The sequence below is a fragment of the Acinetobacter guillouiae genome, assembly GCF_002370525.2.
Taxonomy (GTDB): domain Bacteria; phylum Pseudomonadota; class Gammaproteobacteria; order Pseudomonadales; family Moraxellaceae; genus Acinetobacter; species Acinetobacter guillouiae.
The window spans coordinates 48,313-64,964 of the sequence record NZ_AP014630.1 but is presented as its reverse complement, the minus strand read 5'-3'; the positions used below and the strand labels follow the sequence as shown (position 1 = coordinate 64,964).

The 16,652-nt window shown below is 39.0% G+C and carries 14 protein-coding genes; 6 read left to right on the top strand and 8 right to left on the bottom strand.

Annotation, left to right across the window (positions count from 1 at the left end; all coding sequences use genetic code 11):
- Positions 1-40: 40 nt before the first annotated feature.
- Complete coding sequence (locus AS4_RS00225; RefSeq protein WP_096732454.1) at positions 41-757, bottom strand: nucleotidyltransferase domain-containing protein; 717 nt, start codon at positions 755-757, stop codon at positions 41-43.
- Between the two features lie 181 nt (positions 758-938).
- Positions 939-2,069, bottom strand: a complete 1,131-nt coding sequence (locus tag AS4_RS00220) for a TDT family transporter (protein ID WP_096732452.1) — start codon at positions 2,067-2,069, stop codon at positions 939-941.
- A 207-nt stretch (positions 2,070-2,276) separates the two neighbouring features.
- Between AS4_RS00220 and ribF the strand changes: the two genes are divergently transcribed.
- From ribF to AS4_RS00200, 4 genes are all read left to right on the top strand, one after another.
- A complete protein-coding gene (gene ribF / locus AS4_RS00215; protein ID WP_004718869.1) occupies positions 2,277-3,278 on the top strand; it encodes a riboflavin biosynthesis protein RibF in 1,002 nt (333 codons plus the stop codon).
- Positions 3,279-3,339: 61 nt separating this feature from the next.
- A complete protein-coding gene (ileS, locus tag AS4_RS00210; protein ID WP_096732450.1) occupies positions 3,340-6,180 on the top strand; it encodes an isoleucine--tRNA ligase in 2,841 nt (946 codons plus the stop codon).
- On the top strand, positions 6,173-6,712 hold the full coding sequence (gene lspA, locus AS4_RS00205; RefSeq protein ID WP_004718873.1) for a signal peptidase II: 540 nt from the start codon (positions 6,173-6,175) through the stop codon (positions 6,710-6,712). The genes ileS and lspA overlap by 8 nt, the downstream gene beginning before the upstream one ends.
- Positions 6,705-7,190 (top strand): FKBP-type peptidyl-prolyl cis-trans isomerase, encoded by a 486-nt coding sequence (locus tag AS4_RS00200; protein WP_004818226.1) that lies wholly within the window; start codon positions 6,705-6,707, stop codon positions 7,188-7,190. Before lspA ends, AS4_RS00200 begins: the two co-directional genes overlap by 8 nt.
- 72 nt (positions 7,191-7,262) lie before the next feature.
- Here the strand turns inward: AS4_RS00200 and AS4_RS00195 are convergent, their stop codons facing one another.
- Positions 7,263-7,952 (bottom strand): aspartate/glutamate racemase family protein, encoded by a 690-nt coding sequence (locus tag AS4_RS00195; protein WP_096732448.1) that lies wholly within the window; start codon positions 7,950-7,952, stop codon positions 7,263-7,265.
- Between the two features lie 321 nt (positions 7,953-8,273).
- Here AS4_RS00195 and AS4_RS00190 point away from each other — a divergent pair, with 321 nt between their 5' ends.
- Positions 8,274-9,179: a LysR family transcriptional regulator gene (locus AS4_RS00190; protein ID WP_096732446.1), complete on the top strand. Its 906-nt coding sequence runs from the start codon at positions 8,274-8,276 to the stop codon at positions 9,177-9,179.
- Between the two features lie 141 nt (positions 9,180-9,320).
- Here the strand turns inward: AS4_RS00190 and AS4_RS00185 are convergent, their stop codons facing one another.
- A complete protein-coding gene (locus tag AS4_RS00185) occupies positions 9,321-10,064 on the bottom strand; it encodes a sulfite exporter TauE/SafE family protein (RefSeq protein WP_096732444.1) in 744 nt (247 codons plus the stop codon).
- A gap of 208 nt (positions 10,065-10,272) precedes the next feature.
- Here AS4_RS00185 and AS4_RS00180 point away from each other — a divergent pair, with 208 nt between their 5' ends.
- A complete protein-coding gene (locus AS4_RS00180) occupies positions 10,273-11,670 on the top strand; it encodes a glutamine synthetase family protein (RefSeq protein WP_096732442.1) in 1,398 nt (465 codons plus the stop codon).
- A 567-nt stretch (positions 11,671-12,237) separates the two neighbouring features.
- Here the strand turns inward: AS4_RS00180 and AS4_RS00175 are convergent.
- The 4 genes from AS4_RS00175 to ilvD form a co-directional block, all read right to left on the bottom strand.
- The gene (locus tag AS4_RS00175) at positions 12,238-12,615 is read right to left on the bottom strand and encodes a surface-adhesin E family protein (RefSeq protein WP_004718881.1); all 378 of its coding nucleotides are present in this window, start codon (positions 12,613-12,615) and stop codon (positions 12,238-12,240) included.
- A gap of 52 nt (positions 12,616-12,667) precedes the next feature.
- Positions 12,668-12,958 (bottom strand): chorismate mutase, encoded by a 291-nt coding sequence (locus tag AS4_RS00170; RefSeq protein ID WP_016539541.1) that lies wholly within the window; start codon positions 12,956-12,958, stop codon positions 12,668-12,670.
- Complete coding sequence (locus AS4_RS00165) at positions 12,951-14,291, bottom strand: hypothetical protein (RefSeq protein ID WP_096732441.1); 1,341 nt, start codon at positions 14,289-14,291, stop codon at positions 12,951-12,953. Before AS4_RS00165 ends, AS4_RS00170 begins: the two co-directional genes overlap by 8 nt.
- Before the next feature lie 248 nt (positions 14,292-14,539).
- Positions 14,540-16,369 carry a dihydroxy-acid dehydratase gene (gene ilvD / locus AS4_RS00160; protein WP_096732439.1) on the bottom strand — a complete coding sequence of 610 codons (1,830 nt, stop codon included), beginning with the start codon at positions 16,367-16,369 and terminating at the stop codon, positions 14,540-14,542.
- Positions 16,370-16,652 lie beyond the last annotated feature (283 nt).

Genomic DNA, 16,652 nt, shown 5'->3' with positions numbered 1-16,652 from the left:
AACCTATTTTAAGCAGCCAAAAGGCTGCTTTTTTTTATTTTTATATAATGTGAGCATCTATCCACAAATAAACGTTTTTTATTTCTTGGAGAGAGATCTCACTCGATACATTTGAGTGATCAAGTTCGTTTAACAAGTATTGAAACGCTGCTTTTTGTTCAGGATATACATCTATCGCTTGTGCCACAGTATCGTTTAAATTGCATGGCCATCCTTCTATATTGTTCAATGTCAAAGGAAGCAATCGTATTATCCGTTTAATTAAAGATTTTTTAAGGTTGATTAATTCTTTTGCTGTTTGATCAGATGCCTCTAATATGCGCAAATAACCTTGTATATCTGAATCATAACCACTATTTATCGCCTTAATTACATCTCGATCAATCTGAACATCTTTAAAAAGCGCAGATAAATCTTCTCCATAAATATGCTGACAAAAGAATTTGATCCATGCTCCCCAACTTTGTAGTGAATGCTTATTTAAAACCTCGTCTAGAAAACCAATATCGACATCAACTTTAGGCAGAAATGGGTGTAAAACCTTAAGATTTGCGCTTATTTCAGCAATCTTTTCATTTAAATTTTTAGGTTTATTTTTAAAAATAACACAAAGGTCTAAATCTGACTGACCGATAATTGCAATGCCTTGAGCGACACTGCCATAAACATAGATACTATGTAAATCTTCGGCAAAGCTGCGACTAAAAGCGTTAATCACCTCTTCTAGCACGGGCTGAAATGCTTTTTGAATCCTCATTGATTGCAACATTCATCCATTTTTAAATTTTCTCAAACCAACATCATACTGCTTATATAAGATTTATTTTGTATTTCAATATTAAAAAAGCCCAACTGTAATCAATAGACAATTGGGCTTGGGCGATTTTATCATTGGTTCTTAATGATTATTTTATAGACTGACCAACAAGGTTTTCTGTTTATTCACGTTCTAAAAAAGTCTTTAAACAAGGAGAAAAGAACAAATTCCCTTGATACATTCCCCGCAAAGTTTTGCTCATCACCATCATCCACAACATCATTAAAATTACAGCAAATGCTAAGCCTGTATCTACAATAAAACTGAGATTTAATTGGTGACCTAAACTCAATATTGCCAAGGTAAATACACCCAGTGGGAAAGTTAGCCCCCACCAACCAAGATTAAATGGTAGCTCGGTCGCCGCATGTTTGAGTGTGGTTAGAACTGCGATTGCAACCCACCACACACCAAAGCCAAGCAAAATAAAACTTGCTACAATCCCAGCATTTTGAAAGAACATACCTAAATTTTCTAACTGAATCAATGCCAAAACTTGAGGAGCCTGAGCACCTAGAACTAGGAGTGCCAATGCACCTGTACCAATTGGTCCTAAAGCTAACCAGCTTGTAATTGCCAACTCTTTGCTCGGCAATTGATGTACAGCCAAACGTAACATCAGAATGGTGAGAATCCCAAAAGCAGGCAATACAGACATCCCCCACAGCATATAACTGGCGAATAAAATAGCCACTGCCTGTTGACTCGCATGCATATGCGCTAAAAGTAAGCCGCCTGATGTTGCTGCAACTTCACAGGCCACAATTGGCAATAACCACATTGCAGTCATTGTATGCAATTGATGATCTTGTTTATGGAACATACAAAAAGGTACCAGCACCCCGATACCCACCGCTAAAACCACATCGACATACCACAACAACTGCGCAATTTGGAACGCAACATCACCATAAATGGCTATGCCATATTTTAAAAAGCCATTTAATACCGTTGCCAACCCCATTGGAATTGCACCTAAAAAGAGTGCCATTGCGGGATGGGAAAAAATCTGCTTCGCTTCTTGAGGATAGATGAGCCAGCGTAGAACATACAGTATGATAAATACAGTAAACAGTAGTGTATTGAACTGCCACAAAATAGTTGCCAGCTGCCATAAAAAATCAGATGCAAACGGAAATTCAGGCAAGATCAGTGCAACAACCCCTGTTCCCATGGTCATGGTGAACCAGTTTGGCGTAAACTGTCGAATCACATCACCTGTTTGTTCAAGTTGGTAAAATGGCTTTTTCATCGCTTCATCCTCATTTCAGCAGATAAATTGATTATAAAAGCATCTTTTAATAAATAAAATTGATTTAATTTCATAAAATGAATCAATTTTACTGATATAAAAGTATTCTCAGTCATTTTTTTCTGGATAAAAACACAACAACAAAGACGAAACTGTGAGATTATGGCAATATATAGTCCTTTCAAATTTTAAGCTTATTTTGAAACCATGCAGCTGTTACGTCTAAATGCCTTAGCACCAAATTTTCAATTGCCCCAAACCGCTGTGACGATTGGCAATTTTGATGGTGTCCATTTGGGACATCAGGCGATGGTTTCTCAACTCAAAGAAGTGGCTAAAGCCCAAAATTTAAAAACCTTGGTGATGATTTTTGAGCCGCAACCTTTAGAGTTTTTCAAAGGTTATGAAGCACCACCACGGATTTCATCACTCAGAGAAAAAGTAGAATATTTATCTGAATTGGGTGTTGATTATATTGCTATCGCTAAATTTGATAATCAATTCCGTAGCTTAAGTGCTGAAAACTTTGCAAGCCTGTTAAAAAACAAACTCAATGCGCAAAGTTTGATCTTAGGTGATGATTTTCACTTCGGTAAAGACCGTCAAGGCAATAGTGAATTTTTAAAACAATATGGTTTTGATGTCACCAATCTCAATACCATTGAATTTAATGGCGAACGTGTCAGTTCAACCCGTATTCGCCAAGTTCTCCAAGCGGGTGACTTATCACTTGCAGCAAAACTATTGGGTCGTCCATACAGCATGATTGGTCGTGTGCAATATGGTGATCAAATTGGTCGTACTTTGAATTTTCCTACCATCAATGTTCGACTTGGCCGTCATAAACCCTGTTTAAGTGGTATTTATGCTGTTGATGTTATTTGCGAAAGTACCTCATTGACACAGAAAGTCAAAGCTGAGAACCCCGATAAAATAGGTGTTGCTGGCTATCAAACAGATGCGTTATTTGGTGCGGGCCATGTGGGAACACGCCCTGCAATCAAACAAGAACATCCAGAATGGCGATTAGAAGTACATTTTCCAAATGTTTCTGCTAATCTGTATGGTCTGTTAATGCGAGTCACTTTCCTCGACTATTTACATGGTGAATTAAATTACCCATCACTTGAAGCGCTTCAGGCGGGAATTGATGATGATGTCGAGCGTTTGCTTGAGTTTCGCAAAAACACCCCCAAATTTCCTTTTTAACTTAAACTTTTATTGTAAAACGCGTCAGCAATGGTGCTGATAATATTGGATGACAACTTGCATGAGCGATAAGCAAACTTCTGAAAATGCAGTGGATTATAAAGCCACGCTAAACCTACCAGGTACTGAATTTGCAATGAAAGCAAATCTCGCAGTACGTGAAGCAAAATGGTTAGAAGAGTGGTATGCCGACAACATTTATCAGCAGATTCGTGCTTCGCGTATTGGCAAGAAAAAATATATTCTGCATGACGGTCCTCCATATGCAAATGGTTCATTGCATTTAGGTCATGTCGTCAATAAAGTTTTAAAAGACATTATTGTTAAAAGTCGCACTTTAGATGATTTTGACGCACCTTATGTTCCAGGTTGGGACTGTCATGGTCTACCAATCGAGCTCAAAGTCGAAGAAAAAATCGGTAAAGTTGGCGTAAAAGTTGACGCATCGACTTTCCGTAAAGCCTGCCGTGAATATGCATATACCCAAGTCGAATTACAGAAAAAAGACTTTGTTCGTATGGGCGTGTTTGGAGATTGGGATAATCCATATCTCACCATGAACTTCAAACAAGAAGCAGATATTGTTCGCGCGCTCGGTGAAATTGCCAAAGCAGGTCATATCGAACCTGGTCTAAAACCAGTGAACTGGTGTATGGATTGTGGATCATCACTTGCTGAAGCAGAAGTGGAATATGAAGATAAAAAATCTGATGCAATTGATGTGGGTTTCGGTGTTGTAGATCTTGCTGATTTGTCTGCAAAAGTGGGTGTCAGCGTTAACAATCCAACAGATATCGTGATTTGGACAACGACACCTTGGACATTACCTGCGAACCAAGCGGTTGCCTTACATGCAGATATTGCCTATCAATTGGTGGAAGTTCAGTCTGAGCGTGGCACACAAAACTTAATCTTAGCCAAAGATTTAGTTGAATCTGCATGTGAACGTTACAAACTTGAACAACCAAAAGTATTGGCTGACTTTGTTGGTGCGACGCTCGAAAACTTACAATTACAACATCCATTGATTGTAGATCGCCAAGTGCCTGTGATTTTAGGTGAACATGTCATCGCAACCAGTGGTACAGGTGCTGTGCATACTGCACCTGGACATGGTGTGGACGATTATAAAGTTGGCTTAATCTATAACTTAAAAGTTGAAAACCCTGTAAGTGGTAATGGTGTATATTTACCGACTGCGCCTCTTTTTGCAGGCGAGCACATTTATAAAGCCAATCCAAAAATCATTGAAGCATTAACAGATGCTGGCAAACTCTGGGCGCATCTGCCAATTAAGCACAGTTACCCGCATTGCTGGCGTCATAAAACACCAATCATCTTCCGTGCAACCCCACAGTGGTTTATCAGCATGGATGCGAATGGGTTACGCCAAGATGCTTTAAATGCAATTGAAAACGACATCGACTTTGTCCCTGATTGGGGTAAAAACCGTATCAAGTCAATGATTGAAGGCCGCCCAGACTGGTGTATCTCTCGTCAACGGACTTGGGGTGTGCCAATTCCATTCTTTGTACATAAAGATACCAATGAATTGCACCCTCGTACCGCAGAGCTCATTGAAGATGTGGCGAAGCTCATCGAAAAAGAAGGCATTGATGGTTGGTATAACCGTGAAGCCAAAGCATTTATCGGTGATGATGCTGAACAGTACAATGCTGTTCGTGACACGCTTGATGTATGGTTTGACTCAGGTACAACGCACTATGCAGTATTGCGTGAACGTGCGGAACTGCAAGATCCAGCTGACTTATATCTTGAAGGTTCTGACCAACATCGTGGTTGGTTCCAGTCTTCATTGCTCACGTCGATTGCGATCCATAAACGCGCACCTTATAAAGCCCTGCTTACGCATGGTTTTACCGTGGATGAAAAAGGTCGTAAATTATCAAAATCATTGGGTAACTTTATCCCACTTGAAGACATCATCAAGCAGTTAGGTGCGGATGGTTTACGTTTATATGTTGCATCAAGCGATTATCGTTATGAAATTGCCGCAAGTAACGAAATCTTTAGCCGTGTAAGTGACAGCTATCGTCGTATTCGTAATACTTTACGTTTCTTATTGGCAAACTTGAACGGCTTTAAACCATCAACAGATGCGTTACCTGTAGACCAATTGATTGCATTGGATCAATACATCTTACAACGTGCAGCAGACGTACAGAAAACCATTCAGCAAGCTTATGAAGATATGAACTTCCATGTCGTCACCAATGCTTTGACCAGTTTCTGTATCAATGATTTGGGTGGTTTCTATTTAGACATCATCAAAGACCGTCAATACACCACTAAAGCAGATTCAACAGCACGTCATTCTGCTCAAACTGCGTTGTATCATTTGGTTCAAGCCTTTGTTCGTTGGATGAGCCCTATCTTAAGCTTTACAGCACAAGAAGCGTGGCCATTGATCCCAGAACAAACTGAAAAATATGTATTTACAGCGCATTGGTATGATATTCCAGTGGCATCAAGTACCAACTTGATCTCTGAAGCAGATTGGCAAACCTTAATTGAAGTCAAATCTGCGGTTAATAAACAGATTGAGACAGCGCGTAATGCGAAATTGGTCGGTAGTAACCTGTCTGCTAAAGTTGAACTTTGGGCAAATACAGACCTACAAAACGTCTTGAAGCAATTGGGCGATGAGCTTCGTTTTGTCTTGATCACCTCTCAAGCGATTGTTTATGACTACGCTGAGCAAGGTGAAGCAACAGAGCTTGAAGGCCTACGTGTTAAAGTTTCTGCTGCTGAAGGCGAAAAATGTGCACGTTGCTGGCATGTCCTTCCAGATGTGAATACACATCATGCACATCCAGGGCTTTGTTCTCGTTGTATTATTAACCTTCCTACAGGTCAAGGTGAAGAGAGAAAATATGCCTAATCCGCAAAATAAAAAGGGCTTATTACAGTTTTATCCGCATAATTTGATGTGGCTTGGACTTTCTGTCCTTGCCATTATCATTGACCAATGGACAAAAAATATTGCAAGTGCAGAGCTGACTTATGCTCAACCTGTACCTGTACTGCCCTTCTTAAATTGGACATTACTGCATAATTACGGCGCAGCATTTAGCTTCTTGTCTGATGCGGGTGGTTGGCAGCATTATTTATTCACAGGCCTTGCAGGCGTTGTATCGATCATCTTTATTTTTTGGCTGATGCGTATGCCAAAAACCACGCTGATCTTACCTGCTGCAATCGCATTGATTCTTGGCGGCGCATTGGGGAATTTAATTGATCGTGTGACATTAGGTTATGTGGTCGATTTTATTCATTTGCATTACCAAGGCAGTAGTTTCCCTGCATTCAACATTGCCGATAGTGCGATCACTCTCGGTACGATTTTATTGTTAATTGATACCTTCTTTTTAGAAAAGCATCGTATTCAACGTGCGGAAGCGCAAAATGACTGAACAAATGATTAACCCCAATGACGAAACGCGTGTTGCGGATGGCTCAAAAGTAGAACTGCATTTTTCTGTTGCTATCGAAAGTGGTGTTGAAATTGATAACACACGTAGCCGTGAAGAGCCTGTAAGCTTAGTGATCGGGGATGGCAGTTTATTGCCAGGTTTTGAAAAAGCCTTATTTGGTCTTCGTGCAGGTGACCGTCGTACTGTTAGCCTTCCACCAGAAGATGCTTTCGGTCCATGGAATTCTGAAAATGTGCAAAAATTCGATACAGTAAAATTCGAACAACGTCCTGTTGAAGGCCACATGATTGAGTTTGAAGACAAAGCCAAACAAAGTCTATTTGGCGTGGTTAAAACTGTCGGTGAAGACATCACTGAAGTGGATTTCAACCATCCTCTCGCAGGTAAAAATATCACGTTTGAAGTGGAAATCTTCAAAGTTACCCCTGCGGGTCAACAAGGTGTGAAAATTATGTAAGCCTTTGCTTATATAGTATTTAAAGCTCCTTCGGGAGCTTTTTTGTTGATACAAATACCCGTTTCAAAAAGGTCAAGACAAAGCAAAATCCACAGCAGCTTGCACATGGATCGACGTTGTATCAAACAGCGGAACAGAAAACTGAGTATCCCCAATGAGCATACAAATTTCTGTACATCCCAAAATAATGCCTTCAGCACCTTCTAATATTAGCTGCTCAACAATATGGATGTATTTCTGACGAGATTCTTCCTTGATCACACCTAAACACAATTCATCATAAATAATATTGTGAACCATCTGTCGATGCGCTTGGTTAGGCACCAGTACATTGATGCCTTGTTCTTCTAACCGATGCTTATAGAAGTCCTGTTCCATGGTAAATTGAGTACCTAACAAACCGACTTTGCCAATGTTCTGATTTAAAACGTCTTTTGCTGTTGCATCAGCGATATGAATAAATGGAACTGAGACCGAGCTTTCAATAGCAGAAGCAACTTTATGCATGGTATTGGTACACAGTAAGATCCCTTCTGCCCCTGCTTTCTCCAACTGAATTGCCTTCTCTGTTAAATACAGTGCTGCATCGTCCCATAAGCCTTGACGCTGTAATATTTCTATCTCAGCGAAATCAACACTGATTAAAACAATTTTTGCAGAGTGTAATTTTCCTAATTTTTGTTGAACGCTTTTATTCAGCTGTTGATAGTACAAGTCGGTAGATTCCCAACTCATTCCACCTAATAAACCAATCGTTTTCACTTTTTTGCTCGCTTAGAATTTTCATCTTTTCTAGGGTGTTTTGATATTTGATAAATGCTTTGCGTTGTAGACTCAAATTGAGCACGTCAGGCATATGATCAATATCAATCAAGTTACTTTTGTTTAAAGCTCTATATATTTTCCAATACAAGCACTTTAAATATCTAGTGACTATCGTACGATATTGTCGTGATCAAGCCTTCATTCATTGTTTCAATTTAAATTTCGTCCTACTCATCGCTGAAACAATCTACACGATATCGCATATTTGTATGATTATTCAGCTATACTTTGATCTCATTTCAGCTCTTTATGATTCGCATGCGCCTAGACTTCTTCGATTTGCAACTGTTTATCAATATCGTGGACACAGGAAGCCTCACCAAAGGCGCAGAACGCTCATCGATTTCACTACAAGCAGCCAGTGAACGTATTAAAAAGCTCGAACAACAATATGCCACAAGCCTTTTTACCCGCCATGCCTCAGGGGTCAAACTCACGATTGCAGGTCAAACTTTTGCAGAGCAGGCTTTACGTCTAATACAACAAAGTAAACAGCTTGAACAAGCGATGTCACCCTTCGCAAAAGGTCTAAGCACACAGATGACTTTATGGTGTAATTCATCTGCACAAAGTGAATATCTGCCCTTATTACTCCCTCAGTATTTAGTTGAAAACCCACATATTCAGATTGATCTACAGGAAGCTGAAAGTAATGAAATTATTCAGACCATTGAAAAAGGCAATGCAAAACTCGGCTTAATTTCGAGTTTTTTTAATGCACATCAATTACAGACTTTAGCCTTTTCAGATGATCCGTTAGTGCTGATTTGTCCATCAAATCATGAATTAAGCCAGCGAACAGAGCTCAGACTGGTCGATACTCTGAACTATGCCTTTGTGGGTTTAATGCAATATCACTCTCTACAGCAGTCGATTGAAAACCAAGCCAAATTGCTTAATTGTGCAATTCAGTATCGTTTAAGATTGCCAAATTTTGCTGCGATCGCTCAAGTGGTTGCAAGTGGTGTCGGCATTGCCATTATGCCCAAACGGGCAGCAATGCGACTCAATCAACTCTATGCATTTGATCAAATTGAGCTGGTTGGAGAATGGGCAAAACGCCAACTACAATTGGCTGCTCAAAATTTTGATGAACTTCCAACAGCATATCAACACTTTGCCCAATTTTTAATTTCACAAAAATCGAAACTGATTTTAGCTTAATGACTTGAGCACCACGCTGATATTCATTTTTAAAACTAACTAAATCGCTATCATCTGCTTTGTTTTTTTCAGTTTCTCCAAACATGATCATAACTTCACGTTTGTGGACAAAGCGATTAAACGACCATTTAAGTCCACAAATTAGATCACGCCAAATTGATGCAATACTGAATATAAGCCAAAAATCACCAAGCCACAGAAGAAAACTTTACGAAATTTTTGCTCTGGAATACGGTAACGAATTTTTGTTCCCACCCACATTCCTATTAACGCAGGTACCAAGGCAATAATGGATAGTTGATAATCAATTGGCGTATCTTCAACAGGGTTCTGATGTAAGAAAACCGCAAGGCACAGGGTTGAAACGGTAAAAGCTAAACCTAAAGATTGAACCAAGTCATCACGTTTTAACTGCAAAGATTGTAAATAAGGGACCACAGGAATCACCACCACTCCCGTGGCAACAGTTAAAGCACCGCCTAAATATCCAATGATTGGGGAAAGCCATTTTTCATGCGGTGCAAGATTTGGCATACGTTTGGAAAATAAACCATAGAGTCCATACAATGCCAGCATTCCCCCCAGTAATGCTTCACTATGGAAACCACCACTAGAGTGGCCTAAAGTTGGAAAAATACTCCAAATTGAACCGATAATAATTCCCAACAATAAGGGATAAAAACGGTGAACCAACCGCCATACATGGCCTTCAGCAAACAATTGCCAAAAGTTGGTCACCATAGATGGAATGATCAATAAAGTTGCGGCTTGGAATGGGCTAATCACAAGGCTCAACAGCCCCATTGAAACGGCAGGTAAGCCGAGACCAATTGTGCCTTTAATCATGCCTGCAATTGCAAATACACCAATTACAAATCCCATCATGTCGTTTTACCTCAATATTCTGAGGCAATGCTACGCCAAAGCTTTGCTTTGAAATATCACTGTTTTTAGGATAGAGCCTCAAGCAATGATTGAGGCTTAATATTGAGTGTTTTGGCTAAGTGTCTAAGAAAAGAATTTACGATCATTTTACGTTACTCGAGTAAGCAAGCTTTCTATAATTTTTTTACCTCATTTGGATCTATTCACAATGAATATGTCGCTTGCCAGTTCTACAAAAATATTCCCCACAGCACTGATCTTAGAAAATCAGGACATGCATGATTTCAACAAAGAAATTCAACAATATTTAGAAGATTATCCAGAGACCCAGTTTATTGATATCTGCTTACATGATCTCAATGGTCATCTTCGTGGTAAGCGTATTGAAGTAAATGCCCTCCACCAATTGCAGAAAGGCTGTTATTTTCCGTTGTCTATTTATGCGATGAGCTTGGATGGTCAAGTGGTTGAAGAAAGTGGGCTGGGAAAATATATTGGTGAACCCGATCGCTTATGTATGCCCGTCTTGGGCAGTCTAAAGCCTTGTGCAGATCAACCCACTCAACATGCTCAGTTGCTATTAACCATGAAATCCGATGATGGTTCAGATTGTGTGATTGAGCCTCGCAATATATTAAAAAGAATTTTATTGACACTACATCAGATGCACTATTTTCCAATGATGGCTGGTGAAATCGAGTTTTATTTGTCTAAAAATATCCAAGATGCCCCGTTTTCTCCCCAACCTGATCCGCTCTCTACCCAATGTTTCGATGTTGATACTCCGCATAATTTTCAAACTGTCATTCAACAAATTGAATTAGAAGCAAAACGACAAGATATTAATTTAACAGGTATTGTAGCTGAAAGTGCTTCTGGACAATTTGAATTGAATATTCAGCACAGTGACAACATTTTAAAACTGTGTGATGACATCATGAGTATTAAACGAATGATTCGTCAAATTGCGATGCAACATGGTTTAAAAGCCAGTTTTATGGCAAAACCAAATATGGCTAAAGCAGGCAGTGGCATGCACTTTCATATGAGCATACGCAACCAATGGCAAGACAATCTTTTTAAAATAGATCAGTTGAAAAATCCAAACCCCATCATGCAGAACGTGATTGCAGGTTTACTTGACTTAATGCCCGCATCCATGGCTATTTTAGCACCCAATATTAACGCATTCCGCAGATTTCAACTTGGCAATCATGTTCCACTAGAAGCCAATTGGGGCTTCAATAATCGCAACGTTGCGATTCGCATCCCCTGTTCAGATCAGGACAATCAACGCTTGGAATATCGTGTTGCGGGTGCAGACGTCAACCCTTATTTGTGTGTTGCAACCATTCTGACGGGGGTACTGCATGGCTTACATGCAGCACTGGATTTACCTCAATCAATCCAACAAGTAAAAGTGATCAACTCACAGCATTTCTTACCCTCTAATCAGCTTGAAGCACTGCAATTATTTGAAAAACATGCAGTCTTTAAACAATATTTTGGTTCAGATTTCATCCAATTATGGTGTGCATGTAAAAAATTTGAATATCAATCTGTCATCAATAAAATCACAAATGCAGAATTGGAATGGGGCATATAAAGGGCTAATTCAAGAATGAAAATGCCTAAATCAAAATATAGTCAACTTGTCAAAAACGCATACACAAGAATATAATTTCTCTTAATTTATATTTTTAATTAAATCAATTACATGGGGGAATAAATTGTTTGGTTATAAAAACGTTGATTGCCACATTTTGCTTTGAAAGTTTGAATAAGTTTGTGTAGGCGATGCCTAACTTTTCAGAGATGAAAAGTAACAAAAATCTTCTGTTGGATGAGAGGTACGTCCTGTACCTCCATCCAACGGCGACATCCATGCCGCCCCACGATAGGATAACCATCTATGATTCAAAAGTATAAAAAACGAATTGATAACCAATAGTTTCTAAGAGTTGATACAAGAACATAAGTTCATTTATGATCAATAACTTGATGCAAATCATTTATATGAATAATTAGGTGGTTTGGCTATAGTATGATGACCATAAATTGACAGTAATCAATAAAAAATCCCTTTTATATAAAAGGGATTTTAAGCAGCTTAGACTGAATTGCCTTAAAGCTGATTATGCTTTAAGTATTCAAATAAATAACAATTTAAAAACTATTTACATACGACTTTAAAAAATGCCAGATTAATTTCATCATCATCGATATCACTTGGATCTGAATCTTGCGGATCGCTATTGATCAATTGACCATTTTTTTTATAATCTTCAACCAAGGTGATATTTGTCGTACGATCAGCACATTGGTCTAAATTATGAGAAAGTGTATAGTCACCTTTTTTCATATCCAGTTCTTCACTGTCTGCATCAGCAACAAACTTAGCCCAATAATTAACCGTTTTGTCTTTTTTCACAATACGATCGGTATCTAGATAAAAACTGCCATCCTCATCTTTGACAATAAATTTCCAATTTTCTGCAAGTGCATACTGACTCAACATTGTTGTGATGCAGATTAGAATAATTTTTTTCATACCGTTCTCTAAAATAAATATTTTTATGGGCAAAATTAAAATCACATCACCGTTATGGACGGATTTCTTTTAATTCTCTTTGGATAAAATGCTGGATCATTTCCCGATAGAGCATTTCCACCAAATCAGGGTTGGTGCCAACATCTATGGCTTTCTGACGTACTTTATTAATCACTTGTTGTACACGCTCTGGAGACTGTACGTCATCTACATTACGTTTAAATCGGACGGCTTGATCAACATAAAATTGGCGGGTTGCAATCAGCTCAATCAGTTCCTGATCCAACTGATCGATTCGATCACGTACTTGTTCTAATGATTCACATTTCTCTTTTTTAATCATCTGTTTTTTCTGCATCCTGTGCTTCTATATGATGTTGAGCGCGTTCCAACTCATTCTCGGCTTTATACTTCTGTTCTAACACATTACTAAAAATACTTTCAATCATCCAAACCCGATATAGGCTATTAAAAACGTAACGCTTTCCTTCAATACGCAATTCTAAAACAGGAAAATCAGGCTGATGTTTCTCTGCACATTGCTGATCGTTGGCTGTTAATAAAGCCTCAACATCAGTATCGGTTAGATTTTCAATCCCTAAATCATGTTGCATTTGCTGTAAATGCGGCTTGAATGATAAATCACGCCCCTTGGTCCAAACCGCCTGTAAAATGTCATACATCACATCTACACGTTGCTCTTCTGGTACGCTGTAATAAAGCTTTGCCATATTTAAGGTGCTTTCAGCAGTCGGACGACAGAACGGGGTAAATTTCACTTCTGAACGCTTGGAAAGACGGGTCGCCAAACTCCAGTCAAAAAAGTCCCGACCGTGATAACTCAGCGGAAATAGGTTCAACTGAATATTATAATAATTTGCGAGTTCTTCTTTGATATATGCCAATAATAACCAACTGATCGGGTCTTCTAAGGCAATATATAAATCAAGTTCAGGATGCATAGCCTGAATTTCAGCAAGCTCTTCTGCATCACTCATCAAATGCTCACGCCATTCAATGTGATTGATCAGAAAAATAGGGTTATCAATCAATAATTTTTGTTGTTTTAAACGACGAGTTAACCGTAATAAATCATCCACGGCATGATATTTACGTCCACCAAATTCAAAATAGCTTTCTAAAATTGGGTTTTGACCAAACACGCGTTCTGGAAAATTTTGCGGTTTTTGATGCTGACTAGCCATCACGAATAAAGTGCGCAATTTGCCATACTGCTGTTGCCACAGCATATGGAATACATCTTCGAGTAAATAAAGAAAATTTTGACCGGTCAGCGGTGTATTTCTAAGGATTGTTTCCGCTTGTTGTAATGCTTCTTGAGTTGGTTGTTCTGGTTTTTCATCATCATAACTAAAGCGATGTTGATTGGCTAAGATTTTGGCGTCTTCTAAACTATAATTGCGCCATTCCTCTATAGTCATGCCATTGGGGGGTTCTGCTGCGGTATTGGAAATAATCACTTTAAGTGGCTTTAAATCATCACTTAAAAGATCTTCCAATTGTGTCAGTTGCTGTACAGCAAGATAACTATAAACATCATCTAAACGCAGATAAATACTTAGTCCCTGTTCCGTAGATAACACCTCTTGGCGAATCGGCTTTTGGTAAAACCAACTCGATCGGATTGGATCAAACCAACGGCGTAACAGTGACATGCGTAGAGCCTCGAAATAAGCACTGAAAAATAAAAGAAAATCTGATTGAAACTCGCTCAAGCATACCATTCATTCACGGGTGATGCTGAGAAAATTAATTCTAACCAGTCATAACAAAACTTATAACAATTTGAATCTGAATGATCAATATCCCAAAACTCGATAAAATTTAAATCGTTAGGTCAATTCAATAAAAAGCACCCAATCCATGAGTGCTTTTGTTTTGTTTGAGAATCGTATTTTAACGCTTAGATTTCACGCACCGCACCTTTCGACGCACTGGTGGTATGCATAGCATAAGCTTTTAATGCTTTTGAAACCTTACGTGGACGTTCTTCAGCTGGCTGCCAACCTTTTTCGTCTTGAACTTTACGGCGTGCAGCTAAGGTTGCATCATCAACAGCGAGATGAATTGTACGATTTGGAATATCGATTTCAATCAAATCACCATCTTCAACCAATCCAATAACACCACCCTCAGCAGCTTCTGGCGATACGTGACCAATGGAAAGACCTGAAGAACCACCAGAGAAACGACCATCTGTAAGTAAAGCACATTCTTTACCTAAGCCTTTCGATTTTAGATAGCTGGTTGGGTAAAGCATTTCTTGCATACCCGGACCACCACGTGGACCTTCATAACGGATGACAACCACATCACCAGCTTTGATTTCATGACCAAGAATTGAATCTACAGCAGCATCTTGGCTTTCAAAGACACGAGCCGTACCATTAAATTTCAGGATCGAATCATCTACACCCGCAGTTTTTACAATACAACCATCTACAGCGATATTTCCGTACAGTACAGCCAAACCACCGTCTTTAGAGAATGCATGTTCAGCATTACGGATCACACCTTTTTCACGGTTGCCATCTAAAGTTTGATAATAACGGTTTTGTGAAAATGCTGTTTGAGTTGGAACACCACCTGGTGCTGAACGGAAGAACTCGTAAACCTCTGGATCTTCGGTACGAATAATATCCCATTTATCTAAGGCATCTTTCAAGGTATTTTCATGTACGGTATGCACCGTTGTATCCAATAAACCTGCACGATCTAATTCACCTAGAATCGACATAATACCGCCAGCACGATGGACATCTTCCATATGGACATCTTGTTTTGCCGGTGCAACTTTACACAACACAGGAACTTTACGAGATAAACGATCAATATCGTCCATGGTAAAATCAACACCTGCTTCATGTGCTGCAGCTAATAAATGCAAGACTGTATTAGTTGAACCACCCATTGCAATATCTAAAATCATTGCATTTTCATAAGATGCTTTGGTCGCAATTGAACGTGGTAAAATGGTGTAATCATCTTGTTCATAATGGCGTTTTGCCAACTTAACAATCAATTGACCCGCTCTTTCGAATAATTTTTTTCGATTTGCATGGGTTGCTAAAGTTGAACCATTGCCCGGTAATGATAAACCAAGGGCTTCTGTCAAACAGTTCATTGAGTTGGCTGTAAACATGCCTGAACATGAACCACAAGTTGGACAAGCTGAACGCTCATATTCCTTTACTTCTTCATCGGTAAAGCTATCATCAGCGGCAACCACCATTGCATCAACGAGATCAATCGCATGTTCTGTACCACGGATTTTAACTTTACCCGCTTCCATTGGACCGCCAGAAACAAATACCACAGGAATGTTCAGACGCATTGCCGCCATTAACATCCCTGGTGTGATTTTGTCGCAGTTAGAAATACACACCATGGCATCTGCACAATGCGCATTGACCATGTATTCAACAGAATCTGCAATCAAATCACGCGAAGGCAATGAATACAGCATGCCATCATGCCCCATTGCAATACCATCATCGACCGCAATCGTATTGAATTCTTTTGCCACACCACCCGCTGCTTGAATCTGTTCAGCAACCAGCTGACCTAAGTCTTTTAAATGCACATGACCAGGGACAAACTGAGTAAATGAGTTGACTACCGCAATAATCGGTTTACCAAAATCTTCATCTTTCATTCCTGTTGCACGCCATAAGCCACGTGCACCAGCCATATTTCTTCCATGTGTCGATGTTTTTGAACGATAGTCAGGCATTTGTATTTCCAACATTGTTTGAGCTTGAAATGAATATCAATTCACTCTGGCTAAATAAAACTGATATAGCAATAAATCAGTCGAAATATGAACACATCATACTATAACTTAGCATATAACCAATGATCTTGAGCATGATCTTTTTTTAAACAAGACGTGTCTATTGATATTCCAACAAGCTTTATAGATAAATAAAACATTAGAATTTAATATAACGCTATCGTGTTGGATAAAACACAAAACTTCTATGAATAATTTTTTATTTTTTAATAAAAAATATTTA